This window comes from Burkholderia lata, assembly GCF_902499335.1.
GTDB lineage: Bacteria > Pseudomonadota > Gammaproteobacteria > Burkholderiales > Burkholderiaceae > Burkholderia > Burkholderia lata_B.
Genome location: NZ_CABVQK010000001.1, coordinates 92,303 through 119,143 on the forward strand (window position 1 = coordinate 92,303; position 26,841 = coordinate 119,143).

Annotated in this window: 25 protein-coding genes; 6 read left to right on the forward strand and 19 right to left on the reverse strand. The window is 67.5% G+C overall.

The window, feature by feature from the left end:
* Nucleotides 1-95: 95 nt before the first annotated feature.
* From BCO18175_RS00395 to BCO18175_RS00405, 3 genes are read right to left on the reverse strand one after another with little or no spacing between them, the layout of a single operon-like run.
* Nucleotides 96-533, reverse strand: coding sequence for a DUF1801 domain-containing protein (locus BCO18175_RS00395; RefSeq protein ID WP_174978898.1), 438 nt, complete (start codon nucleotides 531-533; stop codon nucleotides 96-98).
* On the reverse strand, nucleotides 530-961 hold the full coding sequence (locus BCO18175_RS00400) for an SRPBCC family protein (RefSeq protein ID WP_174973009.1): 432 nt from the start codon (nucleotides 959-961) through the stop codon (nucleotides 530-532). Before BCO18175_RS00400 ends, BCO18175_RS00395 begins: the two co-directional genes overlap by 4 nt.
* Entirely contained in the window at nucleotides 961-1,284 is a 324-nt protein-coding gene (locus tag BCO18175_RS00405) for an ArsR/SmtB family transcription factor (protein WP_174978899.1), read from the reverse strand. Before BCO18175_RS00405 ends, BCO18175_RS00400 begins: the two co-directional genes overlap by 1 nt.
* A gap of 643 nt (nucleotides 1,285-1,927) precedes the next feature.
* Here BCO18175_RS00405 and BCO18175_RS00410 point away from each other — a divergent pair.
* Entirely contained in the window at nucleotides 1,928-3,661 is a 1,734-nt protein-coding gene (locus tag BCO18175_RS00410) for a S53 family peptidase (protein ID WP_174978900.1), read from the forward strand.
* 106 nt (nucleotides 3,662-3,767) lie between these two features.
* Here BCO18175_RS00410 and BCO18175_RS00415 read toward each other — a convergent pair whose 3' ends face one another.
* From BCO18175_RS00415 to BCO18175_RS00435, 5 genes are all read right to left on the reverse strand, one after another.
* Nucleotides 3,768-5,186 (reverse strand): MFS transporter, encoded by a 1,419-nt coding sequence (locus BCO18175_RS00415; RefSeq protein ID WP_174978901.1) that lies wholly within the window; start codon nucleotides 5,184-5,186, stop codon nucleotides 3,768-3,770.
* Nucleotides 5,187-5,407: 221 nt separating this feature from the next.
* The gene (locus tag BCO18175_RS00420) at nucleotides 5,408-6,244 is read right to left on the reverse strand and encodes an ABC transporter permease (protein ID WP_027791109.1); all 837 of its coding nucleotides are present in this window, start codon (nucleotides 6,242-6,244) and stop codon (nucleotides 5,408-5,410) included.
* 37 nt (nucleotides 6,245-6,281) lie between these two features.
* Entirely contained in the window at nucleotides 6,282-7,538 is a 1,257-nt protein-coding gene (locus BCO18175_RS00425; RefSeq protein WP_174979560.1) for an ABC transporter permease, read from the reverse strand.
* A 102-nt stretch (nucleotides 7,539-7,640) separates the two neighbouring features.
* Nucleotides 7,641-8,687: an ABC transporter substrate-binding protein gene (locus BCO18175_RS00430; protein WP_089453390.1), complete on the reverse strand. Its 1,047-nt coding sequence runs from the start codon at nucleotides 8,685-8,687 to the stop codon at nucleotides 7,641-7,643.
* Nucleotides 8,688-8,764: 77 nt separating this feature from the next.
* Complete coding sequence (locus BCO18175_RS00435) at nucleotides 8,765-9,871, reverse strand: ABC transporter ATP-binding protein (protein WP_174972995.1); 1,107 nt, start codon at nucleotides 9,869-9,871, stop codon at nucleotides 8,765-8,767.
* Between the two features lie 108 nt (nucleotides 9,872-9,979).
* Here BCO18175_RS00435 and BCO18175_RS00440 point away from each other — a divergent pair, with 108 nt between their 5' ends.
* Nucleotides 9,980-11,503: a PLP-dependent aminotransferase family protein gene (locus BCO18175_RS00440; protein ID WP_174978902.1), complete on the forward strand. Its 1,524-nt coding sequence runs from the start codon at nucleotides 9,980-9,982 to the stop codon at nucleotides 11,501-11,503.
* Between the two features lie 36 nt (nucleotides 11,504-11,539).
* Here BCO18175_RS00440 and BCO18175_RS00445 read toward each other — a convergent pair whose 3' ends face one another.
* The 5 genes from BCO18175_RS00445 to BCO18175_RS00465 form a co-directional block, all read right to left on the reverse strand.
* Nucleotides 11,540-12,574, reverse strand: coding sequence for a lipase secretion chaperone (locus tag BCO18175_RS00445; protein ID WP_174978903.1), 1,035 nt, complete (start codon nucleotides 12,572-12,574; stop codon nucleotides 11,540-11,542).
* A gap of 3 nt (nucleotides 12,575-12,577) precedes the next feature.
* Nucleotides 12,578-13,672, reverse strand: coding sequence for an esterase/lipase family protein (locus BCO18175_RS00450; protein ID WP_174978904.1), 1,095 nt, complete (start codon nucleotides 13,670-13,672; stop codon nucleotides 12,578-12,580).
* A 228-nt stretch (nucleotides 13,673-13,900) separates the two neighbouring features.
* Complete coding sequence (locus BCO18175_RS00455; protein WP_174978905.1) at nucleotides 13,901-16,033, reverse strand: TonB-dependent copper receptor; 2,133 nt, start codon at nucleotides 16,031-16,033, stop codon at nucleotides 13,901-13,903.
* 82 nt (nucleotides 16,034-16,115) lie between these two features.
* The gene (locus BCO18175_RS00460) at nucleotides 16,116-16,484 is read right to left on the reverse strand and encodes a DUF2946 domain-containing protein (RefSeq protein ID WP_174978906.1); all 369 of its coding nucleotides are present in this window, start codon (nucleotides 16,482-16,484) and stop codon (nucleotides 16,116-16,118) included.
* A gap of 155 nt (nucleotides 16,485-16,639) precedes the next feature.
* Nucleotides 16,640-17,176, reverse strand: coding sequence for a cytochrome b (locus BCO18175_RS00465; protein ID WP_174972985.1), 537 nt, complete (start codon nucleotides 17,174-17,176; stop codon nucleotides 16,640-16,642).
* Nucleotides 17,177-17,401: 225 nt separating this feature from the next.
* On the opposite strand from BCO18175_RS00465, the gene BCO18175_RS00470 reads away from it, so the two are divergent.
* Complete coding sequence (locus BCO18175_RS00470) at nucleotides 17,402-18,040, forward strand: Pr6Pr family membrane protein (protein ID WP_174978907.1); 639 nt, start codon at nucleotides 17,402-17,404, stop codon at nucleotides 18,038-18,040.
* Nucleotides 18,041-18,088: 48 nt separating this feature from the next.
* Here BCO18175_RS00470 and BCO18175_RS00475 read toward each other — a convergent pair whose 3' ends face one another.
* Entirely contained in the window at nucleotides 18,089-18,820 is a 732-nt protein-coding gene (locus BCO18175_RS00475; protein ID WP_174978908.1) for a peptidoglycan DD-metalloendopeptidase family protein, read from the reverse strand.
* Nucleotides 18,821-19,248: 428 nt separating this feature from the next.
* Between BCO18175_RS00475 and BCO18175_RS00480 the strand changes: the two genes are divergently transcribed.
* Nucleotides 19,249-19,569, forward strand: coding sequence for a hypothetical protein (locus tag BCO18175_RS00480; RefSeq protein ID WP_174978909.1), 321 nt, complete (start codon nucleotides 19,249-19,251; stop codon nucleotides 19,567-19,569).
* 118 nt (nucleotides 19,570-19,687) lie between these two features.
* On the opposite strand, the gene BCO18175_RS00485 is transcribed toward BCO18175_RS00480, so the two are convergent.
* The 4 genes from BCO18175_RS00485 to BCO18175_RS00500 all read right to left on the reverse strand — a co-directional run bounded on the left by BCO18175_RS00485 (nucleotide 19,688) and on the right by BCO18175_RS00500 (nucleotide 23,275).
* Complete coding sequence (locus BCO18175_RS00485; RefSeq protein ID WP_043177725.1) at nucleotides 19,688-20,032, reverse strand: DUF4148 domain-containing protein; 345 nt, start codon at nucleotides 20,030-20,032, stop codon at nucleotides 19,688-19,690.
* A 200-nt stretch (nucleotides 20,033-20,232) separates the two neighbouring features.
* A complete protein-coding gene (gene gndA / locus BCO18175_RS00490; RefSeq protein WP_174978910.1) occupies nucleotides 20,233-21,645 on the reverse strand; it encodes an NADP-dependent phosphogluconate dehydrogenase in 1,413 nt (470 codons plus the stop codon).
* 95 nt (nucleotides 21,646-21,740) lie between these two features.
* The gene (locus tag BCO18175_RS00495; RefSeq protein ID WP_174978911.1) at nucleotides 21,741-22,382 is read right to left on the reverse strand and encodes a DUF938 domain-containing protein; all 642 of its coding nucleotides are present in this window, start codon (nucleotides 22,380-22,382) and stop codon (nucleotides 21,741-21,743) included.
* Nucleotides 22,379-23,275, reverse strand: coding sequence for an NAD-dependent protein deacetylase (locus tag BCO18175_RS00500; RefSeq protein ID WP_174917480.1), 897 nt, complete (start codon nucleotides 23,273-23,275; stop codon nucleotides 22,379-22,381). Before BCO18175_RS00500 ends, BCO18175_RS00495 begins: the two co-directional genes overlap by 4 nt.
* 1,035 nt (nucleotides 23,276-24,310) lie before the next feature.
* Between BCO18175_RS00500 and BCO18175_RS00505 the strand changes: the two genes are divergently transcribed.
* Nucleotides 24,311-25,042: a GNAT family N-acetyltransferase gene (locus BCO18175_RS00505; protein ID WP_174978912.1), complete on the forward strand. Its 732-nt coding sequence runs from the start codon at nucleotides 24,311-24,313 to the stop codon at nucleotides 25,040-25,042.
* Between the two features lie 23 nt (nucleotides 25,043-25,065).
* On the opposite strand, the gene BCO18175_RS00510 is transcribed toward BCO18175_RS00505, so the two are convergent.
* Nucleotides 25,066-25,464: a lysozyme inhibitor LprI family protein gene (locus tag BCO18175_RS00510; protein ID WP_174978913.1), complete on the reverse strand. Its 399-nt coding sequence runs from the start codon at nucleotides 25,462-25,464 to the stop codon at nucleotides 25,066-25,068.
* A 200-nt stretch (nucleotides 25,465-25,664) separates the two neighbouring features.
* Here BCO18175_RS00510 and BCO18175_RS00515 point away from each other — a divergent pair, with 200 nt between their 5' ends.
* Nucleotides 25,665-26,624, forward strand: coding sequence for an LLM class oxidoreductase (locus tag BCO18175_RS00515; RefSeq protein ID WP_174978914.1), 960 nt, complete (start codon nucleotides 25,665-25,667; stop codon nucleotides 26,622-26,624).
* The last annotated feature ends 217 nt before the right edge of the window (nucleotides 26,625-26,841 follow it).

The following is a 26,841-nucleotide window of genomic DNA, read 5'->3' on the forward strand; positions in this document are numbered from 1 at the left end:
CGCCTCGCGGCGGTTGCGGCCGATTTGGATGCCCGACCTCGTGTCGGGCTTTTTTTTGCCTGCGCGCTACGCGGCGTGACCGGTCGTGCGGCGCGTCATGCCGCCTTGTCGGCCCGCGCCTTCGTGCCTGCACCCGCTCGCCGGGTGTTCTTCTTCAGATGCGTGCGGTTGTAGTCGATCGCCGCGCGCACCAGATTCTTCAGCGCCCGCTTGTCGAGCCGGTCGCCTTCGAACAGGTCGATCGCGCGCCGCGCATTGCCGTCGAGGCCGTCGTTGAACAGCTTGTCGGGATCGGGCAGCTGCGCGCCGTGCATGAAGGTCAGCTTCACCTTGCCCTTGTGCGCGTTCGCCACGGCGATCATCCCGTCGCACGACCATACGGGGCTGCCCATCCATTTCCACTCCTCGACGATGCCCGCTTGCGCATCGAGGATCGTCTGGCGCAGGTCGGCGAAGGTCTTGCCGCGCCAGTCGTCGATGCCGGCGATCAGCGCGTCGATGCGCTCCGACGGCGTGAGGTCCGTTGTGCTCATGCGCGGGCCTCCGTGCTTTCGTCGGGGCGGGCCAGCACCTGTTCGAGCGAATCGAAGAACCGCACCCAGCCGTGCTGCGCACCGCGGTACGCCTGCTCCTGGTCCGTGCGGAAGCCGACCTGCTCCATCCGCAGGTGCGTGCCGGCCGGCGTGGGCGTGAGCGTCCACGTGACGACGCTTTCGAGGCCGTATGCGGCCCACGTATAGGACAACGCGCGCGGCGGCTCGATCGTCAGGACCGTGCAGTCGACCGAGCCCCAGTCGGCGCGGAAGCTGAAGGCACGGCCCGCGACGGGCTCGAAATCGCTTTTCATCAGCCACGCCTCGATCAGGTGCGGTTGCGTGAGCGCGCGCCAGATCTTCTCCGGCGGATGCGGCAGCTCCCGGTCGACGACGACGGAGCGCGTTTCGGTGGTGGCCTGGTTCATTACTGGTCCATCCTTTTCAGAAGATCTTCGAGGGCATCGAACCGGTTCTGCCAGAAGCCGGCCATCTGGCTCGTCCAGTCGATCAACGGGGCCAGCGCTTGGGGCTGCGCGCTGTAGTGCGTCTGCCGGCCTTCGTGACGGTCGCTCACGAGCCCGGCCTGCTTCAGGACACCGAGATGCTTCGAGACGGCCGGCTGCGAGACGCCCGCATGGGCCGTCAGCGCGGCAACCGTCAGTTCGCCGTTCGCACATAGCCGCTCGAAGAGCGCGCGGCGCGTGGGATCGGCAAGCGTCCTGAAAAGCATGTCGTGTGCGTTCTGCATGTCCAAATCCATAACCCGGTGGTTATGAATTGAAGGATATCCGCTGATCGACGCGCGTCAAGGCGGAATTTCGCGCACGACGCCGCGCGATCTTGCGCGGGCCTGCTGTCCGCCGCGCCGGCGCGTGCACGTCCCCGGATTCGAGCATTTCCTCTAATCCGCAGTCACCGCATGCGATCCGAAAGCAGCCCGCAAGACTGCCGGAAGCACCGTTCCACAGTTCGGGAATCGTTTGCTGTCGACCAGCCCCTCTTTTGTGCACGCGCGGCTCCGTTCCTGCCGTGTCCCTTCGTTTGACCACATAGTGCAACGCGGCACGTTGCAACGACCGGTCGCGCGCAATGCGTTCACGGGACGATCCGCTCCAAGATCGCGCACGTTCCGGCGTCGCGACGAGCGACTCGTGCGTGCGAACGTCGCGCATTGCCGCGCCATCGTGTCGCGAACCGGTTCCGTTCGATGCGCCCGCGATCGCTTGCGCGCATGACGCAGCGCATGCGCGCGCCCGCGCCGATGTCAGAACTGACAGCTATGGAAAATGGCAGCTACCTGAACGGCAGCGACGCCCTACGCTCGTCTCCGCTCGCGATCCCACAAGGGTCGAGGGCTCCAGCAACGTCGTCTCTCCTAAAAAGGACTCCCGATGAAAAGGAACGCCTGGTTTGCCCTGCCCCTTCCGTCGCCCCGCCGCCTCGCGTGCGTGGCACCGCTCGTGTTCGCCGCCGCTGCGGCGCACGCGGCCACGGATTGGGTCGACACCCATACGAAGGCCTTTCTGACCGGCCCGCAGTTGATGGCGCGCAGCGCAGCGCCGTCGCTCGAACTGTCTGCCGGCGAAACGACCAACGTCGTCGTCAGCCTGAAGCTGCGCAATGCCGCGCAGCTCAAGCAACTGGCGCGCGACGTGAACCGGCCGGGCAGCGCGCATTACCGCCAGTACCTCACGCACGCACAGTTCCTCGCCAGCTACGCGCCGACCGAAGCGCAAGTGAAGTCGGTCGTCGACTATCTGCACAAGAGCGGCTTCGTGAACGTCGAGGTCGCACCGAACCGGCTGCTGGTATCCGCACGCGGCACGGCCGGCACGGTGAAGACCGCATTCAACACGTCGCTCGTGCACTTCGAATACGCGGGCCGCTCGGGCTTCGCGAACACGTCGACCGCCCAGGTGCCGCGCGCGCTCGGCGACGTCGTCGGCTCGGTGCTCGGGCTGCAGAGCGTCGCACATGCTCGGCCGCTGCTGCGCATCGGCAACGTGGCGAAGCCGCAGGCGCTCGCCGCCGGCACGGCGACCGGCCACTATCCGAAGGAATTCCCGGGTCTGTACAACGCAACCGGCGTACCGACCGCAGCCGGCGTCACCGTCGGCATCATCACGATCGGCGGCGTGTCGCAGACGCTGCAGGACCTGAACCAGTTCACGTCGAGCAACGGTTACCGCACGGTCTCGACGCAGACCGTCCAGACCAACGGCTCGGGCGGCACCTACACCGACGACCAGGACGGCCAGGGCGAGTGGGATCTCGACAGCCAGTCGATCGTCGGCTCGGCCGGCGGCCAGGTCGGCAAGCTCGTGTTCTACATGGCGGACCTCAACGCCAGCGGCAACACGGGCCTCACGCAGGCGTTCAACCAGGCGGTGTCGGACAACACCGCGAAGGTGATCAACGTGTCGCTCGGCTGGTGCGAGACCGACGCGAACGCGGACGGCACGATCGACGCCGAGGAACAGATCTTCACGACCGCCGCGGCGCAAGGCCAGACGTTCTCCGTTTCGTCGGGCGACGAAGGCGTGTACGAGTGCAACAACCGCGGCTATCCGGACGGCGCGAACTACACGGTGTCGTGGCCGGCTTCGTCGCCGCACGTGCTCGCGATCGGCGGCACGACGCTCTACACGACGTCGGCAGGCGCCTTCTCGAACGAGACGGTGTGGAACGAAGGGCTCGACGGCAACGGCAAGCTGTGGGCGACGGGCGGCGGTGTCAGCACGATCCTGCCCGCCCCGTCGTGGCAGTCGGGCAGCAACCGCCAGTTGCCGGACGTGTCGTTCGACGCCGCGCAAAGCACGGGCGCGTACATCTACAACTACGGCCAGTTGCAGCAGATCGGCGGCACGAGCCTCGCCGCGCCGATCTTCACGGGCTTCTGGGCCCGCCTGCTCGCAGCAAACGGCACGGGCATCGGCTTCCCGGCCGGCAAGTTCTACGCCGACATTCCGTCGAACCCGTCGCTCGTGCGCTACGACGTGGTGTCAGGAAACAACGGCTATCAGGGGTATGGCTACAACGCAGGCACCGGCTGGGATTACCCGACCGGCTTCGGCAGCCTGAACATCGCGAACCTCAACCAGCTGATCAAGTCGGGCAGGTTCTAAGCGAAGCGTGAAGGCCGGCGCGCGGCGGTGGTTCGTTGCGCGCCGGTTCGAGACTTTCCCGCGATCGTAGTCCGGTCGTCAGCTTGCGCCGCAACGGCGCTCAACCCTACTCCGTCGCCCGCTCGCCCACGCGCTCCGACGCGGCCGGCTCGCCGGCCCGATGCGACGGCGCAAAGAGCCGCAATCCGCTCGCGACGGCCGCGGCCCCGGCGAAGCCCGCGCCGAGCATCAGTGCAAGCGTCGGCCCGTGGCGCCCCGCGATCCCGAACGACAGCGCGACGAGCGCCGCGCCCGTCGCCTGCCCGATCAGCCGCGCGGTCGCGATGATCCCGCTCGCGCCGCCGCTGCGCTCGGGCGGCGCGCTCGACATCAACGCCTTCAGGTTCGGTGACTGGAAGAAGCCGAAGCCCGCGCCGCACAGCATCATCCGCCAGCCGATGTCGATGACGCCTGGCGCCGCCGGCAGCGCGGCGAGCGACACCATGCCCGCGCTCAGCAATGCAAGACCGATCGCACCGAGCAGGCCCGGCGGATAGCGATCCGACAACCGGCCCGCGATCGGCGCCGCGAGCGCGACGATCACCGACCACGGCGTCATCAGGAATCCCGTCTCGACCGCATTGCGATGCAGGACGGTTTCGAAATAGAACGGCAGCGACACGAACGCGAGCCCCTGCGCGGCGAACGCGCACACGGCGGTCAGCGCGGAAAGCGTAAACACCGGCCGGCGAAACAGGTCGACCGGCAGCATCGGCGCCGGATGCCCGGCCTGGCGGCGGATCAGCAGCCAGCCGAATACGAGCGCGACCGCGGCCATCGCGAACACGACGGAAAGCGGCCCGCGCTGCGCGAATTCGCCGAGCGCGAAGATCAGCGACGCAAACGTGATCACGTTGAACAATGCGGCGACCGGATCGAACGCATGCTTGCCGCGCGTCGTCTGCGGCAGCGACGGAATCGCTACTGCAAGCGCGAACACGCCGAGCGGCACGTTCACCGCGAACAGCCACGGCCACGCGGCGACCGACAGGATCAGCGACGCGATGGTCGGCCCCACCGCGAACGACACGCCGACCACGAGCGCGTTGAAGCCGACGCCGCGCCCGAGCCGGTGTGCGGGGAACAGGCCGCGGATCAGCGCGACGTTGACGCTCATGATCGCGCTCGCGCCGAAGCCCTGCACGATCCGCGCGGCCGTCAGCATCGGCAGTGTCGACGCGAGCGAGCAGCCGAGCGACGCGAGCGTGAACACCGCGAGCCCGGCGATATACACGCGCTTGTGGCCGACGATGTCACCGAGGGATGCGAACGGCAGCAGCGTAGCGACCATCGCGAGCTGGTAGGCGTTGATGATCCATACGGACGCGGCCGGCGATGCATGCAGGTCCGCGGCGATCGCGGGCAGCGCGGTGTTCGCGATCGCGGTGTCGAGCGTCGCGAGCGCAACGGCCAGCAGCACGGCGGACATCGCGCGCCAGTTGACGGCCGGCTCATGCGCGCCGGCGGGGGAAGCGAATTCGGACAAGATGAGGCTCGGCTGACGAGCGACGCGTTGCGCCGCGTCGCGGATTGGACTCGCGGCGGCGTTCCGGACACACCGCACGGAACGCGCGCCGCCGCGCCCCGTATTGTTGCAGAGCCGCATCGAACGTGCAGGCGGCCGCCTCGCCAGTCAGCGAAATGAAAGAAAGCGCGTTGCCGTGCAGGACGCGCGGCAACGCAGGCGCAGCGGACCGGCCCGCCGGGTCAGCTCACCGCGCGCCGCGCATTGCGTCCGCGCAGCCATTCGAGCGCAAGCAGCAGGCTCGTCGAGAAGATGATCAGGATCGTGGCGAGCGCAGCGATCGTCGGGCTGATGTTCTCGCGGATGCCGGTGAACATCTGGCGCGGCAGCGTCGTCTGGTCCGCGCCCGCGAGGAACAGCGTGACCACGACTTCGTCGAACGACGTCGCGAACGCGAACAGCGCGCCCGACATCACGCCCGGCGCGATCACCGGCAGCGTCACGCGGAAGAACGTCGACACCGGATTCGCGCCGAGCGACAGGCTCGCGCGCACGAGGTTCTGGTTGAAGCCCTGCAGTGTCGCAGCGACCGTCGTCACGACGAACGGCACACCGAGCGCCGCGTGCGCGGCAATCAGCCCCGTGTACGTGTTCGCGAGCCCGAGCGGCGCGAAGAACAGGTACATGCCGACGCCGACCACGACGACCGGCACGATCATCGGCGACAGCAGCACGGCCATCAGCAGCCCCTTGCCTCGGAAGTCCGCCTTCGTGAGACCGATCGCGGCGAGCGTACCGAGCACGGTCGCGACGACGGTCGCCGACGGCGCGACGATGAAGCTGTTCTTCGCGGCCATCCGCCACTCGTCCGATGCGATCAGGTTCTCGTACCAGCGCATCGAGAAGCCCGGGATCGGATAGACGAGGAACGTGCTCGACGAGAACGACAGCGGCACGATCGCGAGCACCGGCAGGATCAGGTACAGCAGCGTCAGCACGACGAGCACGCGCAGCGCGACGTACCACGCGCGCTCGACGAACGACATGTGCGGCGCGAACAGCGGCCTGGCGAGTTTCATGGTCGGATTCCCCTTCCCGTTTCGTTGCGCGCGGCGCTCAGCCGAGGCTCACGTTCGTGCGCGTGAAGCGCCCGTACACCGCGTACAGCACGAGCGTCGCCGCGAGCAGCAGCCCGCCGAGCGCACACGCCATGCCCCAGTTGATCGTCACGTTCGTGAAGTACGCGACGTAGTAGCTGACCATCTGGTCGTTCGGCCCGCCGAGCAGCGCGGGCGTGATGTAGTAGCCGATCGCGAGGATGAACACGAGCAGCGCGCCCGCGCCGACGCCCGGATAGGTCTGCGGCACGTACACGCGCCAGAACGCGGCGAACGGATGGCTGCCGAGCGACACGGCCGCGCGCTGGTAGGTCGGCGGGATCGACTTCATCACGCTGTACAGCGGCAGGATCATGAACGGCAGCAGGATGTGCGTCATCGAGATGTACACGCCGACGCGGTTGAACAGCAGCGTCAGCGGATGCGAGATCAGCCCGCTGCCGATCAGCGCCGTGTTGATGAGCCCTTCGCTCTGCAGCAGCACGATCCACGCGGCGACGCGCACGAGCACCGACGTCCAGAACGGAATCAGCACGAGGATCATCACGAGGTTCGCGCGCCGCTCCGACAGCGTCGAGATCCAGTACGCGAGCGGATAGCCGAGCAGCAGCGCGAACAGCGTGACGGCGACGCCGATCACGAATGTGCGGCCGAAGATCGCGAGGTAGATCGACTGGTCGGGATCGGCCTGCACGACGTGGCCGAAGCCATTCTGCTTGTGGTCGAGCGCGGCGAGCAGGTAGAACGGCGAATACACGCTGCCGTTCTTCGCGATCGCCTGCCAGTACGCGGCATCGCCCCAGCGCGAATCGAGCTCGACCAGCTTGTCGCGCGTCTGCGCGGGTGTCAGCGCCGCGTCGTTGTCACCCTTCAGCGGCATCGCGCGCGCCGTCTTCGCGACAAGCGAGCGATAGCCGGGAATCTCGGTGTTCAGCCGCCGCGCGAGCGCACCCATCGCCTCGCTGTCGGCCACCTTCGTCATGTCGGCCGCGAGCGCGACATACGCGGCGTCGGCCGGCGGCGCCTTGCGGTCCCAGCCCGACAGCGCCCTGACCGTGTTCGGCAGCGCTGCGGCGATCTCGGGGTTCTGCACCGCACGCGTCAGCAGCGTGCCGATCGGCACGACGAAAATCAGCAGCAGGAAAATCGCGAGCGGCGCGACCAGCAGCAGTGCCATCGTGCGCTTGCGGGCCTCGGCGGCCTTCAGCTCGCGCTTGAGCGCGGCGTTCGACGGCGAGGAAGGCGCGATCGTCATCGTATTCAACGGTTCTCTCCGGCCGGGCACGTTCCGGCGGAATGCCGCGCGACGCGATCGACGCGTCGCGCGGCCGGTTGCATCAGGACACCTGAACGGCTGTTACTTCGTCGCCCACGCGGCGAAACGCTGCTCGAGCTCGTCGCTGTGGTCGGTCCAGAAGCCGATGTCTTCCAGCACGGCGTTCTTGCCGTTGGCCGGCGAGTTCGGCAGGTTCGCGAGCGTCTTCGCGTCGAGCGACTTGATCGCCGCGATGTTCGCCGGGCCGTACGCGATGTGCTGCGCATAACCCTGCTGCGGCTTCGGCGTCAGCGTGTACGCGATGTACTGCTCGGCGAGCGCCTTGTTCGGCGAGCCCTTCGGAATCGCCCAGTAGTCGAGGTCGTAGATGCTGCCGTTCCACACGACCTTCAGGTTCTTGCCTTCCTTCTGCGCGGCGTCGATGCGGCCGTTGTACGCGGTCGACATCACGACGTCGCCGGCGACGAGGAACTGCGGCGGCTGCGCGCCCGCTTCCCACCACTGGATGTACGGCTTCAGCTCGTCGAGCTTCTTGAACGCGCGATCCTGGCCGGCCTTCGTGCCGAGCACCTTGTAGACGTCCTTCGTCGCGACGCCGTCGGCCATCAGCGCGAACTCGAGGTTATAGCGCGCGCCCTTGCGCATGCCGCGCTTGCCGGGGAATTTCTTCACGTTCCAGAAATCGGCCCAGCCCGTCGGCGCCGACTTCAGCTTGTCCGCGTTGTACGACAGCGCCGTCGACCACACGAAGAAACCGACGCCGCACACCTGCGGCGATTCCGGAATCAGGTCGGACTTCTTCGCGATCTTCGACCAGTCGAGCTTCTCGTACAGCCCTTCGTCACAGCCGCGGTTCAGGTCGCCCGACTCGACTTCGACCACGTCCCAGTTGACGTGCTTCGCCTCGACCATCGCCTTCACTTTCGCCTGCTCGCCGTTGTACTCGACGGCCGTGACCTTGTTGCCGGTCGCCTTCTCGAACGGCTGGTTGAACGCGGCCTTCTGCGCGTCGCCGTTCGCGCCGCCAAAGTTGACGACCGTGAGTTCGGCAGCCGATGCCGATGCGCCGACGACGGCGAGCGCCAATGCCAGCGCGGTGCGCCGTGCGGTAAAGCTTGCTCGGTTCATGGTGGTTCCTCTCCTCTCGTGGTGGAAGTGGGCAGTTGTTGTTGACGACGTGCTACGGAAAATCGGGAAAACCCTGCTCAAGCGAACACGCGCAGGTGTTCGGGTGCGAACGCGAGCGCGACCGGTGCGCCGGGTGAGAACGCATCGATCGCGCCGGTGCCGAGCGGCACCTTCACGAAGCATTCGTCCTGGCCCGGCAGCGCGCAGCGCATGCGCACGTGGTCGCCGAAATAGATGAGGCTGCGCGCCTCGCCGCTCAGCTGGTTGGCGGCCGAGCCGTTCGCGTGCCCGTTCGCGCCGTGCGCGGCAAGACTCATGCGTTCGGGGCGAATGCACGCGACGGCGGGCGCACCCTCGGCCGCATCGCCGATGCGGCGGCCGACGAGCTTCGTGCCGTCGTCGAGCCGGAATTCGCAGAATTCGCCGTCGACGCGCGCGATGGTGCCGCGCAGCCGGTTGCTGTCGCCGATGAAGTTCGCGACGAATTCGTTGCACGGCGATTCGTACAGGCGGTCGACGGTGTCGAGCTGCTGCACGATGCCCTTGTCGAACACCGCGACGCGATCGGACATCGTCAGCGCCTCGCCCTGGTCGTGCGTCACGTACACGAAGGTCACGCCGAGCTTTTCGTGCAGCGCCTTCAGTTCGTACTGCATGTGTTCGCGCAGCTGCTTGTCGAGCGCGCCGAGCGGCTCGTCCATCAGCACCAGCTTCGGCTCGAACACGAGCGCGCGCGCCAGCGCGATGCGCTGCTGCTGGCCGCCCGACAACTGCGCCGGATAGCGTTTCGCGAAGCGCTCCATCTGCACCATCTTCAGCGCATGCGCGACCCGCTCCGCGCGCTCGCCGGCCGGCAGCTTGCGCACGGTCAGCGGATACGCGACGTTCTGCTCGACCGTCAGGTGCGGGAACAGCGCGTAGTTCTGGAACACCATGCCGATGTTGCGCTTGTGCGGCGGCACGTTGTTCAGCAGCTCGCCGTCGAGGCGGATCTCGCCGCCGGTCGGGAATTCGAAGCCGGCCAGCATCATCAGGCAGGTGGTCTTGCCCGAACCCGACGGTCCGAGCAGCGTCAGGAATTCCCCGCGGTGGATATCGAGGTCGAGCGATTTGACGACGAGCGTTTCGCCGTCGTAGGTCTTCCGCACGCCGCGAAAGCTGACGATCACATCATCGGACTTCATCGTGGCTGTCCCCTTGCTTCGCGACAATTGATTTTGAGATGCGAGCCACTATACGGCGCGCACGGTTCTACAATAGGGAACCATTTCAATATTACTAGTAGGACCACTTTGGATACCGTGATCCTCGCCGACTGGCTCTCTGCCCGGCTCGACCGCAGTTCGCCCGAGCCGATGTACCGGCAGCTGCTGCAGCAGATGCAGCAGGCCATCCTGACCGGGGAATTGGGGCCAGGAACAAAACTGCCCAGCTCCCGCACGCTCGCGGCCGACCTGTCGATCGCGCGCAATACCGTGCTGCACGTGTACGACCAGCTGACGGCCGAAGGCTACGTGCTGACGACCACCGGCAGCGGAACCTATGTGGCCGACACGCGGCCGGACGCCGCCGCGATCCACGTGCCCGGCGCCGCACCGCCGCCGTCGAGCGCCGATGAACCGCCGTTGCCGGACGCGCAGGGCAGCCTGTCGATGCGCGGCCGGCAGCTGATCGAGCATGCGGGTGTGTCGCGGCGCCAGTGGGGGGCGTTCATGCCGGGCGTGCCGGACGTGTCGGAATTCCCGAGCCGGACGTGGAGCCGCCTGCAGGCGCGGCTGTGGAAGGAAGCAAACCCCGAGTTGCTGACCTACGCGCCGGGCGGCGGCTACCGGCCGCTGCGGCGCGCGCTCGCCGACTACCTGCGGGTCGCGCGCTCGGTCAAATGCTCGCCGGACCAGGTGATCATCACGACGGGCATCCACCAGTCGATCGATCTCGCGGTGCGGCTGCTGTCCGACATCGGCGATCGTGCGTGGGTCGAGGAGCCGTGCTACTGGGGCGTGCGCAGCGTATTGCAGGCGGCCGGCCTCACGCTGACGCCGGTGCCGGTCGACCAGGAAGGGCTCGACCCGCGTGCCAGCGACATGCAGCATCCGCCGCGGCTCGTGCTCGTCACGCCGTCGCATCAATACCCGCTCGGGATGGTGATGAGCCTCGCGCGGCGCCGGATGCTGCTCGAATACGCGCGCCAGCACCGCTGCTGGATCATCGAGGACGACTACGACAGCGAGTTCCGCTACGGCAGCCGCCCGCTCGCATCGCTGCAGGGGCTCGACGACGGCGGCCGCGTGATCTACGTCGGCAGCCTCGGCAAGATGCTGTTCCCGGGGCTGCGGATGGGCTACATGGTCGTGCCCGAGCATCTGATCGACACGTTCCGCACCGGGCTGTCGGAGCTGTATCGGGAAGGCCAGCTGATGCAGCAGGCCGTGCTCGCCGAGTTCATCATGGACGGCCACCTGACTTCGCACGTCAGACGAATGCGCACGCTGTACGGCGAGCGCCGGCAACTGATGATCGACGCGATCCGCGCGCGCTTCGGCGACGCGCTGCCCGTGATGGGCGATGAGGCAGGCCTGCATCTCGTGCTCGGCCTGCCCGACGCCTGCGACGATCGCGCGGTCACGCAGAGCGCGTTCGATGCGGGCGTGATCGTGCGCCCGCTCACCAGCTACTACAGCAGCCTCGACACCGCGCGGCGCGGCCTGCTGCTCGGCTATGCGTGCGTCGCGCACGAAGGCATCGGGCCCGCGTTCGACACGCTCGCGAACACCATCGAGCAACACCTGCCGCGGGACCTCACGCGCGCGGCATGACCGCGATCATGCGCCGCGCCGCCCGCGCGTCCCACACTACCGCGCGCTGCCCGCCCCGCGATCGAGCGACGCCGCGCGCACGGCTTCGCCGGGCTTCGTGAACACGCGCTGCCGCAGCGCGGCGACCTGCGCGTCGCGATCCTGCGGCGACAGGCCGGCCGACTCGATCTGTGCACGCTGCGTCGCATAGTCCGCGTAGCGGCTCTGCCACGACGCGTCGTCCTGCTGCATCTGCGCGACGCGCGCGGCGGCTTCGGGGCCGAGCGTCTGCGTCAATTGCGCGCGCATTGCATCGGGCGTCGCCCCGCTCTTCTGCAATTGCGCGATCTGGTCGATCGCCGCGCGCTGCCGGTCGATGCGCTGCTGCGCGGCGCGTTCGTCGGCCGGCATCTGCTGTTCGAGCGCCGCGAGTCGTTCGGCCTTCTGCGCATCCGTCAGCGCGGGATCCTGCGCGATCTTCAGCCGCGCGAGATCGTAGCGCTGCCGCCACTGCTCAGCGCCGAAAAACGGCTGGCTCCAGTCGCCAAGCGTGCGGTACGCGATCGACGCGCGCTGGTCGAGCGCGAGCTGCAGCGCGCCCAGGTCGGACTTGTCGACCGCACCGGCATCGCGCAGTTTCGCGAGTGCGTCGAGATACGCGCGATACCGATGCCACACGTCGAGCGCCTCGACCTGCGCCACGGTGCCGTCGAGCTGCGCGGCAATCTCCCGCACGACGAACGCATCGAGCGCGGCCGCGCTCAGGTCACTCTGTGCGGTCAGGCAGTAGTCGAAGAAATCGCGCACCGCGCGCGACTTCGCAAGATGGCCGCCAGCATCGAGCGGCAGCCGTGGCGCGCTGGAGCCGGCGAGTGACGGCGGCAGGCCCGCGCTCGCCGGCACGGCGGCCTGCGGCGGTGCGGCAGCCGATCCGCCTGGCGCCAGCGCATCCGACGACTCACCGGCAGTGCCCGCTCCACGATGCCAGCCCGCGCCGCTCCACATCGCGACGCCGGCAATCGCCGCCAGCCCCACGACACCATAGACCATGGCGCGCCGCGCCAGCGGCGCGCGCCCTTCACGTGCCGCCATCGATTACACGCCCGCCAGCTTCAGCCGGTTCGCATGCGTACGGATCACCGCGACCGGATCTTCCGCATACGCGCCGCGCACGCCGAGCAGCTGGTTGATCTCGTCGAGATGGTTCCACTTGTAGCTCGTGCTCAGCACGTTGCCGTACAGCGCACTGCACTTCGACACGACCCCGTCGTTCTGCCCGGAGCCGCGGTTGATCATCACCGTGCCGGTGCCGAACAGCGCGAGCGTCGACAGGTCGAGTGCGTTCGCCGGATCGACGACCGGAATGGTGCTCGTATCTGCCGCACCCGTGACGCCGAACAGCGAGAGCGTCGGCTGGATCGCCGTGCCGGCCCACGAGTACAGCAGATGCGTGTTGCCGCCGACGGTTTCGGTCGGCGCACCGGTCTGGCAACTGCCCGGCGCACCCAGGCCTGCACTCGGGTAGTTCTGGTTGTAGGTGGCGGCCCGTGCGGTGGTCAGCGTCTGCAGTGCGGCGAGCGCGTCCTGGTTCGTGTTGTGGGTGCTGCTCGTCAGGATCCCGAACACATTGACGAACGCGGCGATCACCGTTGACGAAAGCCCGGTCGGATCGTACGCGAGCACGTTCTGCACGAAGTCGGCGAACTCGGAGCCGCGATGCGGCGTGCCGATCGTCGTCACCGACGCGACGAGATCGGGCGCGACGGCCGCGACATAACGCGACGAGAGGCCGCCCTGGCTGTGGCCGACGAGATTGACCTTGGTCGCGCCCGTCGCCGCGAGCACCGTCTTCACGTAAGCGAGCAACTGTTCGCCGCGCCCGTTCGGGCCATCGTCACTCTGAAAACCCGACAGGTTCGCAACGTAGACGGTCGCACCGTTCTGCTGCAGGTCTTCCTGGATGCCGTACCAATACTCGAGCACGCCGGCGTACTTGTCGGTACCTGTGAGCCCGTGCACGAGGATGATCGGATAGCGCGTCGCCGCGTAGTTGTCGGCGGGCGCGGTCGCCGCCACTGCCGCGTGCGTCGTCGCGAACGTCATCACAGCGGTCGCCCCCGCGAACGGCGCGATGCTCATCGCGCATGCCACTGCCCCTGCCACAACCCTGGAACGCATCGTTTTGGCCATGCATGTTCTCCTGATTATTGTGCTGCCGGTGCGAATGAAGCCGGATCGACACGCACTATGCGTCGCAAACATCGCGACCACCGTGTGCGTCGAATGCGGGAGTGAATCACGACTCGCGAACGTTTGCGCCCTGACTAGATACGGTTCTCTAATCGGTTGACGCGCCCCGCCCGTTCGGGCGGGGCCGCGTTCATGCGTGCGCATGCTGCAACGCACACGCGCGATGCGTTACAGCTTCGCGCTCACGCGCACCCATGCGGTCCGGCCCGGCTCCATCACCGGCGAGTTCGCCGGATAGCCGAAGCCCGCATTGCCGGCGAGGTTCAGGTGCTCGGTGTAGGCCTTGTTCAGCACGTTGTCGACGCCGACCGAGATCTGTACGGTCTTGCTGACGTTGTACTGCGTATGCAGCGAAAGCACACCGAATCCGGCGCTCGGGCCGAAGTCTTTGCCAACCACATTGCCCTCGTTCAGTGCATAGCGATGTTGCGGCGCAACGATGCGCCACAGGCCCCCCGCCGACCACGCGCCACGCGTGTATTCGAGCCCGATGCGCGCCTCGAGCGGCGGCATCTGCGGCAACGGATCGCCGCTTGCCACGTTGCGCCCCCACGCATACGCGAGCGACGTCTCGACACGCAGCGGCGAAACCGGTTTCCACGACACACCCGCTTCGCCCCCCATGATCTGCGCATTGACGTTGGTTGCCTGAGTAGTCGGGCCCATCATGCCGGCCGCGTAGTTGAACAGGATGAAGTCCTGCACGTACCCCGCGTAGGCCGACACCCATGCATCGAGCCGGTCGCTCTTGTATTGCGCGCCGATGTCGAGCTGCGTGGTCTTCTCCGGCTGCACCGCCGAAAACGCGTTGACCGACCCGGCCGGCCCGCGCTTCGCGGAAAACAGCTCCCAGTAGTCGGGATAGCGTTCCGTATGGCCGACACCCGCGTACCACGTGACGGGCAGCGATGCGAGATCGCGCTCGTAGCGGATGAAGCCGCTCAGCAGCACGCGGGTGCGATCGTCGTCGAAGGTCGGATTCGGCTTGCTCTTCATCATGCCGCTCGTCGTCGCGCGCTTGTCGCGTGCGCTCGCATAGTCGATGCGCGCACCGCCGATCACGCGCGACACTTCGCTCGCGTACCAGGTCAGTTCGCCGAACACGCCCGCATTCCACATCGTCGCCTGCGCATCCCACGGCTTGTCGCCGTAGTTCTGTCGCCCCATCGCCGAGCGCGAGTCGAGCCGGTTCGATTGCGCATCGACGCCCGTCACGAGCTTGAAGTCGTCGGCAAAGCGGAACGTCGCGGCTGCGCGTGCGCCGAACGTGCGACGCCGCACTTCTGACGCCATCCGCATCGGCATGCTGCTGGTCGGGTCCGGTTGCCGCAACGTGTAGTTGTCCATCACATGATCGGCTTCGTTGTAGTACACGCGTGCCTCGATCCGGTCGAGCACGTCGCCGAGATGCTTCTTGTCGAACGACAGGCCAAACGTCTCGCGACGGAAATGCGCGCCGTCCATCCCGCGCCCCGCATAGCGCGCATAGCCGTCGCCGGTGCCGGCGGTCAGCTCGACGCGCGTGTGGTCGTCCGGCGTCCAGCCGAGCGCCGCATCGGCGTTCCACTTGTCCCACTGCGACGGCACGGTGTTGCCGTTGCCGTCCTTGTAGTCCTGCGAATGCGCGTGGTTCGCGGTCACGCGGCCATAGACGTCGGGCGTGCCGGCCGTCACGTCGATGTTCTGGTCGTTGCGGCCGAACGACCCGCCGACCAGGCTGCCCTCGAAGCGCATGCCGGGCTTGTCGAAGCGCGGCGTCACGCGCTCGAACATCACGGTGCCGGCCGACGCGCCGGGACCGTACAGCACGGTCTGCGGCCCCTTCACGACGGTGACCTTGTCGTAGCTTTCCGGTGCGATGTACGACGTCGGCGCATCCATGCGGCCCGGACATGCTCCGAGCGTCGACATCCCGTTCGCCAGGATGTTCAGCCGCGAGCCGAACATCCCGCGCAGCACGAGATCGCCGTTGGTGCCGCCGCTGCGGATCGACGTGAAGCCGGGGATCGTCTTCAGGTAATCCGCACCGTCGCTGGCGGGCAGCGGCTGGCGCGGGGTCTTCGGATCCGTGACGACGACGAGCGGCGTCGACAGCGGCGATGCGACGACTTCGATGGCCGGCAACGGCGCAGCCGTATCGTCGGTCGGCGCGCTTGCCACGCGCGTCGCTTCGGCGGCCGCGGCGCTCGCGGCCAGTGCGCCGGCTGCGAGCGCGGGAACGGTGAGTTTCAGCACGCGCGGCATGCGCCGCGCACAGGCATTGCGTGACGCCCGCGGCGCACGCAACTGGAAAATGGTCATGATCGAAAGCCCGAGTGACGCCCTCCACGCGGCCTCGACGGGCCGCACGGATATCGGCGGTGAATGGAACGGAAGCAGCGCGTCAGGCGCGCTCGGGCGGTGCGCGCGGGTACGCGCGCGGATAGCGGTCGGTGCGCGCCGCGACGGCAGGCGGCGCGACGGCGGAAACGGAAACGGCGGGAACGGAAGCGAGTGCCGCGGCGGCAGGCCCGCCGATCGCGGGGCTGTGCGCGAAGAAACCGCAATAGCCGCACGCATCGAGATGCAGCGCATGATCGTGCATGCGGCCCGCATCGGGCGACCGATGCGCGCCATGCTCTGTACTGCAGACGATCGAGTCAGGTGTGTCCGCTTGCGCGACGCGCCACTGCGACACCAGCGGCGCCGCGATCGCGAACCAGATCGCGAGCACGCCAAGCCAGGCGGTCAGGTGACGATGTCGGTGCAGCATGCGCGGCGGCAAGTAAGCGGAATGTAAAAACAGCCGAGATGTTACAGAATGTTTAACGCGATGACCAGCACGGATGTCGGTAAACGGACCGGGGGCGCATGGTTGTCAACACAACCATGCGCCCCCGCCTGCTGCGTGCTTCCGGACCGTGCCGTTCAGGGCGCCATGCGCCGCAGCACGTCGTCGCGACGGATGAAATGATGGTAGAGCGCGGCCAGCGCGTGCAGGCCGATCACGAAGTAGAACGCGTTGCCGATCAGCTCGTGCGCTTCCTTGATCGTCGGCCGCAGCGCCTTGTCGGGGCCGAACAGCGTGAACGACACGCCGAGCCAGTCGAGCGACACCGGCTTGCCGCCCAGGTTGATCATCATGATGCCGAGCAGCGGCTGCGCGATGATGAACACGTAGAGCGCGACATGCGCGAGCGTCGAGAGCCAGCGCAGCAGCACCGCTTGCTGAATGGCTGCCGGCACGCGGCTGACGGCTCGCCACAGCACGCGCAGCACCGACAGCACGAGCACGAGCGTGCCCGCGGTGAGATGCACGTTCATCCAGAACACCCGGCTGTCGCTGCCTTTCGGCCCGCGGATCTCGATGGCCAGGTAGGCCAGCGCCACCAGCAGGAACACGGCCCAGTGGAAGAAGATCGCGGGCGAGCTGTAGCGCGTCTGTTTCGCGAGGATGTTTCTCATGCTTCGTCTCGTGTTGTATGCGGGGGTGGGCGCATGCGGCAACCGGCCTGCGCCCGGCAAAGCTGCCCCGATTGTAGCCGCACGTGCGTCCGGTTTTGCACGACGCGCGCAAATATCCGACGAATCGTCCACGCACGCCGCGCGGCGCACCATATGGAAAGTCCGCATCGCGCGCCCGGACGGCTGTGGCACGATGGAGCTTTGGTGCGACGGCACGCGGGCATCATGAGCAAGGCGTTCTTCGTTGCGGCCTATCGGCTGATCGCCGCGTTGCTCGCGGTATCCACCACGCTGCACAGCGTCGCCGACTACTGGCACCTGCCGGGCTTTCATCTCGGCAACTACCTCAGCTACTTCACGCAACTGAGCAGCCTCTACGCGGCCGCGATGCTCGCCGTCGGGCTCTGGCGCATCGCGCGCCCCGGCTCGGCCCGCTACGAATCGATGCGCGGCGCCGCGGTGCTGTACGTATTGATCACCGCGATCGTCTACGAACTCCTGCTCGCGCGGCTCGATGCGCTGCGCCACGTCACGCCGGCGTTCAACAACTGGGTGCTGCACCGGATCGTACCGCTCGTCATGCTGTGTGACTGGCTGTACGTGGAGCCGCGCCTGCCGATCCCGTGGCGCAGCGCGTTCGCGTGGCTCGGCTTCCCGATCGTCTATCTCGGCTATACGCTCGTGCGCGGCTCATTCGAGAACTGGTATCCGTACCCGTTCGTCGATCCGCGGCCGCACGGCTACCTGCCGGTCGCGATCCAGTGTTCGCTGATCGCGCTCGGTGCGGCGGGGCTCGCACTGGGCATTCGCTGGCTCGGCAATTACGCGAGACAGTCCGGCACGGTGACGCTCAGGAAGGGATGAAGGCGGGAGCGTGTGCGCCGCCCGGCGCACACGGGATGATGCGGGCAGTCAGCCGCCGTTGCGCGGCAGGAAGTTCATCGGATCGACAACCTTGCCGTTCTGGCGGACTTCGAACTCGAACGTCGAGCGACCGCTTGCGTCGGTGCCCATTTCAGCGACCGGCTGGCCCTGGCGCACCGCGTCGCCTTCGTTGACGAGCAGTTTGCCGTTGTGTCCGTAGGCCGTGATGAGCCCGTTCTCATGCTTCAGGATCACGAGCGGGCCGTAGGCCTTGACGCCCGATCCGGCGTAAACCACACGCCCGGCCGCCGAAGCCCGCACCGAATGGTCGGGCCCGGATGCGACGATCACGATGCCGCGCGTCTTGCCTGCCGAGAACGGCGTCGCCACGACACCGGTGGCCGGCCATGCGAGCGAACCCGGCTGCGCGGCCGCGGGCGGCTGCCCGAGCGACGTCGCGGCAGGTGGCGGCGCGACGCGCAGCACCTGGCCGGGATACACGGCATCGCTCGGCGCCATGTGGTTCCAGCTGGCCACGTCCTGGACGCGCTGCCCGTAGGCGTTCGCGACGCCCGCGAGCGTATCGCCCGGATTCACGCGGTAATAGCCGGCGATCACGCCCGGCGTCGCGGCCGACGTAGGTGCCGACTGACGCGCCGGCTGCCAGCTGTCGGTCCACGGCGTCAACGTGCAGCCCGTCAGCGCGATGGCTGCGGCAACGAGCGCCGCCTGCGGCAGCCAGCGCGTCAGCGCATCGTGGATGGGAATAGTTTCTCTCAAGGGTCCTCCCGGATTTGCGTCGTTGCGTCGCCCACCGCCCCCCGGCGCGCGACGCACGATGTCCGTCCGGCCTGACGGCCGGACCAACCAGTATCCGACCGCTCTCGCGGCCGTCAGTTTCCACAGCGGAACGTCGGCGCGAATGGGCTCATCGGCCCCTTTTTCGCGTCGTCCGATCGGCAAAGATACCATTTGTGGCGGTCACGGCCGCGTCAGGTGCCCGATCCGGCAACAATCTTGCGGCGTCGCACCGATGTGCCGGCAGCCTGCAAGCCGCGTGGCGCGGGCCGCCGGGCGGGCCCGCCGCGGATCTTCCGCATGCCGCGCCGCCCTCGCGGGCCGTATCGATCCCGTCACATTCTCCCCTTCGATCGCCACCTATACTCGGTGATGCACTGCGCGATCCAACGACAACGAGGAGCATGACAATGAACAACGCGACGTTTCTTTCCGTGCAGCTCAACGCCGACGATTTCTCCGGTTCCAGCGGCCTGGTCGAATTGCTCAACCGGCACCTGCTGTTCGCGACCGACGTCGCCGAGGCTGCCGATGCGCTCGTCCAGCTGGCGAGCGTCGCGCATATGACCGGCGCCACGCGACACAGCGTCGAGCTGCCGGTCCTCGCGATCGAGCGGCTGCGCGATGCACTCGACACGTTGAGCGGCTACGACGAAACGTGGCTTCAGGTGCTGGAACCGGCCGAAGCGCTGTTCCGGGATATCGGGCGCGGCAGGCGCGCGCTGCACTGAACTGACGGCTGGCGCGACACGCGCGCCGCCAATGAAAACAGCCCGCCGTTCCGGATGACGGAACGGCGGGCTGTTCGTACTTCAGGGGCCGGATCAGGCCGCCGAGGCGGCCAAACCATTAACGACCCTTGTAGATCGGAGCGTCGTCAGCGATGCGCTTGACTTGCCAGCCGGTCTTGGCCTTGGCCGGTGCGCCGGATTCTTGTGCGGCGGCCGGTTGCGCGCCGTAGCCGGTCGTGTCGGCGGCGGCGACGTTCTGTTGCGGGTTCAGGCGGGCTTCAGCAGCCTGGATGCCTTCCGGGTAGTTCGTACGGTCGCTGCCCAGCTTGTAGCCGGCCTGTTGCACGGCAACCAGGTCAGCCTTGACCTGTGCACGGGTGACGGGCGCGTTCTGTTGGGCGAACGAGACGGCGGGAACGGCGAGGACGGCAGCTGCAGCGAACGTTGCGATCAGCGATTTCATGATTACCTCCGGGATTTTTTTGCTCCGCCGCACACACCATGTCTGCAGCGATGGAACAGAGTTTAGTCCCGGTGTCCCCTAGGGAAAACCATGAAACAACGAAAACACTGTTTCCCCGGAGCTAACAATGTCGGCATCCGGGATAGAAAAACCCTATTCATAGAATAGATTTTCGCAACAATGCTGTCCCCGCCAGCCGGTTACGACCAGTTCGCGTGGAAGCTGCCCGGCTTGTCGGTACGTTCGAACGTGTGCGCGCCGAAAAAGTCTCGCTGCGCCTGCACGAGGTTCGCCGGCAGCCGCTCGGAGCGGTAGCTGTCGAAGTACGCGACCGCCGACGCGAACGCCGGTACCGGCACGCCGGCCTTCACCGCGGCGACCACGACGTCGCGCAGCGACGCCTGGTAGTTCGCGGCGATGTCCTTGAAGTACGGATCGAGCAGCAGGTTCGCGAGCGCCGAATCCTTCGCGTACGCGTCCGTGATCTTCTGCAGGAAGCGCGCGCGGATGATGCAGCCCGCACGGAAGATCTTCGCGATCGTCCCGAGATCGAGGCTCCAGCCGTACTCCTCGGACGCCGTGCGCAGTTGCGCGAAGCCCTGCGCGTACGAGATCACCTTGCTCAGGTACAGCGCGCGGCGCACCGCTTCGACGAACGCGGCGCGATCGCCGTCGAACGGCGCGGTGGCCGGGCCCGACAGGACCTTGCTGGCCGCGACACGCTCGGTCTTCAGCGACGACAGCACGCGCGCAAACACCGATTCGGTGATCAGCGGCAGCGGCACGCCGAGATCCAGCGCATTCTGGCTCGTCCACTTGCCGGTGCCCTTCTGTGCGGCGCGATCCAGGATCACGTCGACCAGGTGCTTGCCGGTTTCCTCGTCCTTCTTGCCGAAGATCTTCGACGTGATCTCCATCAGGTAGCTGTCGAGTTCGCCCTGGTTCCATTCGGTGTACACCGCGCCGAGCTCGTCGTTGGTCAGGCCCGCGACGTCCTTCAGCACCGCATAGCTTTCGGCGATCAGCTGCATGTCGCCGTACTCGATGCCGTTGTGGACCATCTTCACGTAATGACCCGCACCGTCCGGGCCCATGTACGCGACGCACGGCTCGCCGTCCGACGGCGCCTTGGCGGCGATCTGCTTGAGGATCGGCTCGACGAGGTCGTACGCGTCACGCTGGCCGCCGGGCATGATCGACGGGCCGCGCAGCGCGCCCTCTTCGCCGCCCGACACGCCGGTGCCGATGAAGTGCAGGCCCGATTGCGCGAGTTCCTGGTTGCGGCGGATCGTATCGGTGAAATGCGTGTTGCCGCCGTCGATCAGCACGTCGCCCTTCTCGAGCAGCGGCTTGAGCGACGCAATCGTCGCATCGGTCGCTTCGCCGGCCTTCACCATCATCAGGATCCGGCGCGGCGTTTCGAGCGACGCGACGAACTCCTCGAGCGTATAGGTCGGCACCAGATTGCGGCCGGGGAATTCGGCGATCAGTTCGTCGGTTTTCTCGCGGCTGCGGTTGTACACCGACACCGCGTAACCGCGGCTCTCGATATTGAGTGCGAGATTGCGGCCCATCACCGCGAGCCCGATCACACCGATTGCTTGTTTGCCCATTAGTCAATTCTCCGGAAAAAACGGGGCGCGACCCGAGCCGGGTCGCGCACAGGCGAAAGGATAGTGGAAACCCGGCGGCGCTGCGCGCTTCCGTGTCACTGCTCCGCGTGCGGCAGCCGCCGGAACACGACGCTCAGGTTGTTCGCCGGCATCTCGACCACCTCGATGCAGTCGAGCCCACGATCGAGGCCGAGCGCGACGACGGTCTCGAGATCGCGCACGCCCCACGACGGGTCGCGGCTGCGCAACTGCAGGTCGAATGCTTCGTTCGACGGCGCCGTATGCCGGCCCTCGCGGCGATACGGCCCGTACAGGAACAGCACACCGCCCGGCCGCAGCAGGCGCGACGCGCCCGCGAACAGCGCGTCGGTGCAGGCCCACGGCGAGATGTGAATCATGTTGATGCAGACGATTGCATCGAGCGCGTCGACCGGCCACGACTCGTCGCGCACGTCGAACGCGAGCGGCCCGGCAACGTTGGCAAGGCCCGCATGGGCAACCCACGCGGCGATCGAGCGCCGTGCCTGCGTATCAGGATCGCTCGGTTGCCACTGCAGGCCCGGCAGCGCCTGCGCGAAGTGGACCACGTGCTGCCCCGTGCCGCTCGCGATTTCGAGCACGCGGCCGCTCGCCGGCAACACGCGGCGCAAGACATCGAGAATCGGCCCGCGATTGCGTTCGGCCGCCGGCGCCGACAGCCGCGCGGACGGGTCGGGAGAAGATGTCGGGCCGGTCACGATGCCTGCTCCGGTGCGTGGCCCGCGAGGCCCAGCCGCGCAGTCAGCGCGTCGAGCGCGGGTGCGCAGCGCGCCTCGACCTTCAGCGTCAGCATCGGATCGGCGCGCGTATGGCCGAGATTGAGCGCGGCGACCGGCTTGTGCTGCGCCTGCGCCCACACGCAGAATCGATAGCCGGAATACACCATCAGCGACGAGCCGACGACGAGCAGCGCATCGGCCGCATCGAGTGCCTGCGACGCGAGCGCCACACGCTCGCGCGGCACGTTTTCGCCGAAGAACACGACCGCCGGCTTCAGCAGCCCGCCGCACGCGGGGCACGCCGGGATGCGGAACGTGTCGAGCGCGGCCCATTCGAGGTGCGCGTCGCCATCCGCGGCCGGCTCGGCCTCCGCGCCCAGCAGTTCGGGATTGTCGGCCTCGAGCATGACCTGGATCGTCGCGCGCGCATGATGCGCGCCGCAATCGAGGCACGTGACGCCGTCGATTCCGCCGTGCAGCTCGATCACGTCATCGCTGCCCGCGCGCTGGTGCAGGCCGTCGACGTTCTGCGTGACGAGTCGCTCGATCCGTCCCGCACTGCCGAGCCTCGCCAGCGCAACGTGCGACCCGTTCGGCCGCGCGCGGCCGACGACGGGCCAGCCGATCATGCTGCGCGCCCAGTAGCGCCGCCGCGCGGCATCGGAGCCGAGGAATTCGTGGAGCTGGATCGGCGGCGAGCGCATCCATTGGCCGTTGCGGTCGCGATAGCCGGGAATGCCGGAGTCGGTGCTGATGCCCGCGCCGGTCAAGACCAGCAGGCGCGGATGACGCTCGACGAACGTGTGCAGCGCATCGAGTGCGGCCGGATCGATGTCGGCGGTTGAAGGGTCGTGCAATGCTTTGTCGTTCATGTTGGCAACGCGTGATCGGGTGCGCCGGCAAGCCGTGCGCCCGCACGGGCGGCCAGCCACGCCAGCACATGATACAGAACGCCGCGCGATCGGGCCGGAGGCCCGTGTCGCAAACCGGCGCACAAAAAAAGACGCCCATCCGCCACTCGGCGATGGGCGCTTCAACAATTGATCCATCGGGGTAGTGGATCAACTGACAGCACAATTTCGCGGCGTCCGCCCGGCTGCGGGCGGCGAACGCTTCCCCTGGACTACATGTGTTCGGCGATGCCGAATGCATCGATGCGCTGCAGGCGTTCCGGTGCGATCCGGCTCGGCCCCGTCGCGCCGACGCGATGCACGGCGCGCACACGCATACGCCGCGCGACGACGACTCGCGTTGCGCGCGGCAGCTTGAAAATCCGGGATCCGGGCCGGGCCATCCACAGGCATTCACGGTTCATCCCCGACGGCCGACTGGCACCAGTCGGCCTCGTGCGCCATACCTGCACGTCGTCGTTCAGAACAAACCCGATTGCTCGGATGGAACGGAAAGCCGCGCGCTCACGTCGCCTCGATAAACGGCGAAGCGAAAAACCCGGCAGGTCGGCGATTCATGTTTGCAACACGACACGTTGCGATTCGGTCTGTTTTCATTCTCTTGTCCCCGTCTCCGATACGTCCGACCCACTGAAGCGATCGCCGGACCGACTGCGTCCGCGACCGCGCTCACGGCCCGTACAGATATGCAAGGAGCGCACCATGCTGCACGCCGCAAGGCCGCGCGGGCCGAATCGGGGCCATCGACGCGAATCGCGCACCGCCAGGAAGCGCGAACGTTTCGAAACTGAAACGCCTGTCGGATCGGCGGCCGGCGGCCCGGCACGCCGTCACGCTGCGCCCGCCCGGCCCGCTTGGGCAGCGCGGCGTTGCATCCGCGCGCGATCGACGATCGGCTTACAATCGCCCCACTGTGCCGCATGAATGGGCGCGCGGCCCCGTCCCGGCATTCGTCGCCCAGCGCGCGCCACCTGACCGGAGCTCCTTACTCGACACATGCCTGACGCCAACGACTGGCTGGATATCGACTACCGCACACTGTTCCGGCTGCACCCGGATCGCCGGATCGAACGCGAGAACGATCCCGACTGCTCGCCCGGGCCGCGCTTCTGGCTCGGCCGATGCGCGGACGGCAACCTGGCGGGCGTACGCGCCGACGTGCCTCGCGCTGTCGCGGACGAACTGGTGCGCCTGGCCAGCAGCGAACCGCCGTCGGCGGACCGCATGCCACCCGCGCATCTCGAACGCTATCTCGCGCTGCTCGCCCCGGTCGCACACTGGAATATCGGCCTCGTCTACGCACTGCCGCACGCACGCGGTTTCGACACCGACACACGCGTCGCGCTGATCGACGGCGACAGCGACGCTGGCCGGCATCTGATGCACTCGCTGTCCACGCACGGGATGCCCGAAGGCCTGTTCTCGATGGGGTTTCGGAGCGCCGCCGATCTGTGGGCGCCGTGGTGCGCGGCCGTCGTCGACGGAGAAATCGCATCGGTCGCATTCGCCGCGCGGCTGTCCGAGGTCGGTGCCGAGCTCGGTCTCGCGACGGCCCCGGCGTTTCGAGGGCGTGGCCTCGCGGCGGCAGCAACCGCAGCATGGTCGCGGCTGCCGTCGCTTCAAACGCGCACGCTGTACTACAGCGCCGACCGCGACAACCACGCGTCACAGCGCGTGGCGTCGCGCCTCGGCCTCACGCTGCGCGGCACGACGCTGCGGGTGGTATAGCGCGCCGGGGCCGGTGCAACGCGTCAACGAAAGGCTTCGATCACCTTGATGCGCCGCTCGGTTGCGTCGACGAAGCAACTGTCGACCTCCACGAGCCCGAGCGTGCCGCCTGCATCGGGCTGCCGCGATTCGGCACAGGCGGCGTCCCGCGCCTTGAGCCAGCGGCGCTCGTCGTTGCGCAACCTCGCCTTGCCCTGCTCGTCCAGGCTCGCCATCTTCGTCTTGTAGACGGCATTCAACCGTTTGTCGGCCGCGTCGTATTTCAGCCCGAGGCAATTGCGGATGTCGGCCGTATAGCCCGTTTGCTCGGCGGTTCTGCAGATAGCGGCGCGTTCCGCATCGCCCGCGAGCGCACCGGACGCAACCGCGCAGAGCATTGCGCCCGCCGCCAGACCGATCACCGTGTGTTGAAGCGCGTTCATCCGGATTCGTTGTTTTCAATATCGGAAGGCCTCCGATTATGCCCGGCCCGCCGCCCGCATGGCCCTCGTTGCCTCGACGTCAACCGGTCACGCTCGCTCGGTCACTGCACATGCCGTGCCGCGCAACCGGCGTGCAAACACGCTAGCATTCGGACACGCAACATCGCGCGTTCGCTTCTTACCGCCCCCAAGGATTCGACATGTCCACGCCCGCCCCTGCCCGCCCAGACGTCGCGCATCGCGTCTTTTCGGACGGACGGTTGTCGATCGGCCTCTCGCTTCCGCTGCTTCGCACCGGCCATATCGTCGCCGACTTCGACGAGCAGCTCGACCTCGCGGCGCTCGCCGACACGCTCGGCTTTCGCGCGCTGTGGATTCGCGACGTGCCGTTGAACAGCGCCGACTACCCCGACCCGGTCGGCCACCTCGACCCGTGGGTCCTGCTCGGCGCGCTGGCATCACGCACGCGCCGGATCGCGCTTGCCAGCGGCGCGATCGTGCTGCCGCTGCGTCATCCGCTGCATATCGCGAAAGGCGCGCTGTCGGTCGCGACGCTGTCGGGCGGCCGCTTCCTCCTCGGGCTCGGCTCCGGCGACCGGCCGCCCGAATACGCGGCGTTCGGCGTCGATGCGGAGACGCGGCGCGACCGGTACCGCGCGCACTGGGACGTCGTCGCGGCCGCGCTCGGCGTGCCGCCGCGCGTGCTGCCCGACGCAACGCCGCCCGATGCGCCCGAATTCACGCTGCTGCCGCGCGGCGCCGACGCGGTGCCGATGCTGGCGGTCGGCTCAGGCGGGCAAAGCGTCGACTGGATCGCACGGCACTCGATCGGCTGGATGACGTACCACCGCGATCCGGACACGCAGCGCGCACGTTATTCGATGTGGCGCGCGGCGGTCGACCGGCTCGCGTCGCCCGCCTTTCGCGCGTTCGGCGTGTCGATGCGGCTCGACCTCGTCGCGGATCCCGACGCGCCGGCCACCGCATTGCCGCTCGGCTATGCAACCGGACGACGCGCATTGATCGACCTCCTGAAGGACATGCGCGCGGCGGGCACGCATCACGTCACGCTGAATCCGGGCTCGGACCGGCCCGTGCGCGAAGTCGTCGAAGAAATCGCGGAACACGTGCTGCCGGTTTTTCACGACGGGCAAGCGTGATTCGGCAGGATTCCGGATTAATCCGGTGCGACGCGTACATCGCTCACCGTTGCCGGCAAGCCGTTATTACAACCGCCTTACATATCGGCAATTGAGAAGCCGCCGCCTATCCGGCCGCCTACAGTCTGCGTCAGACACATGACTGCGCAAGCGCACCGCACACGCCCGCGCCGCGTTGTGTATGCCCGATTCGAATGATCGTCGATGGAACTATTCG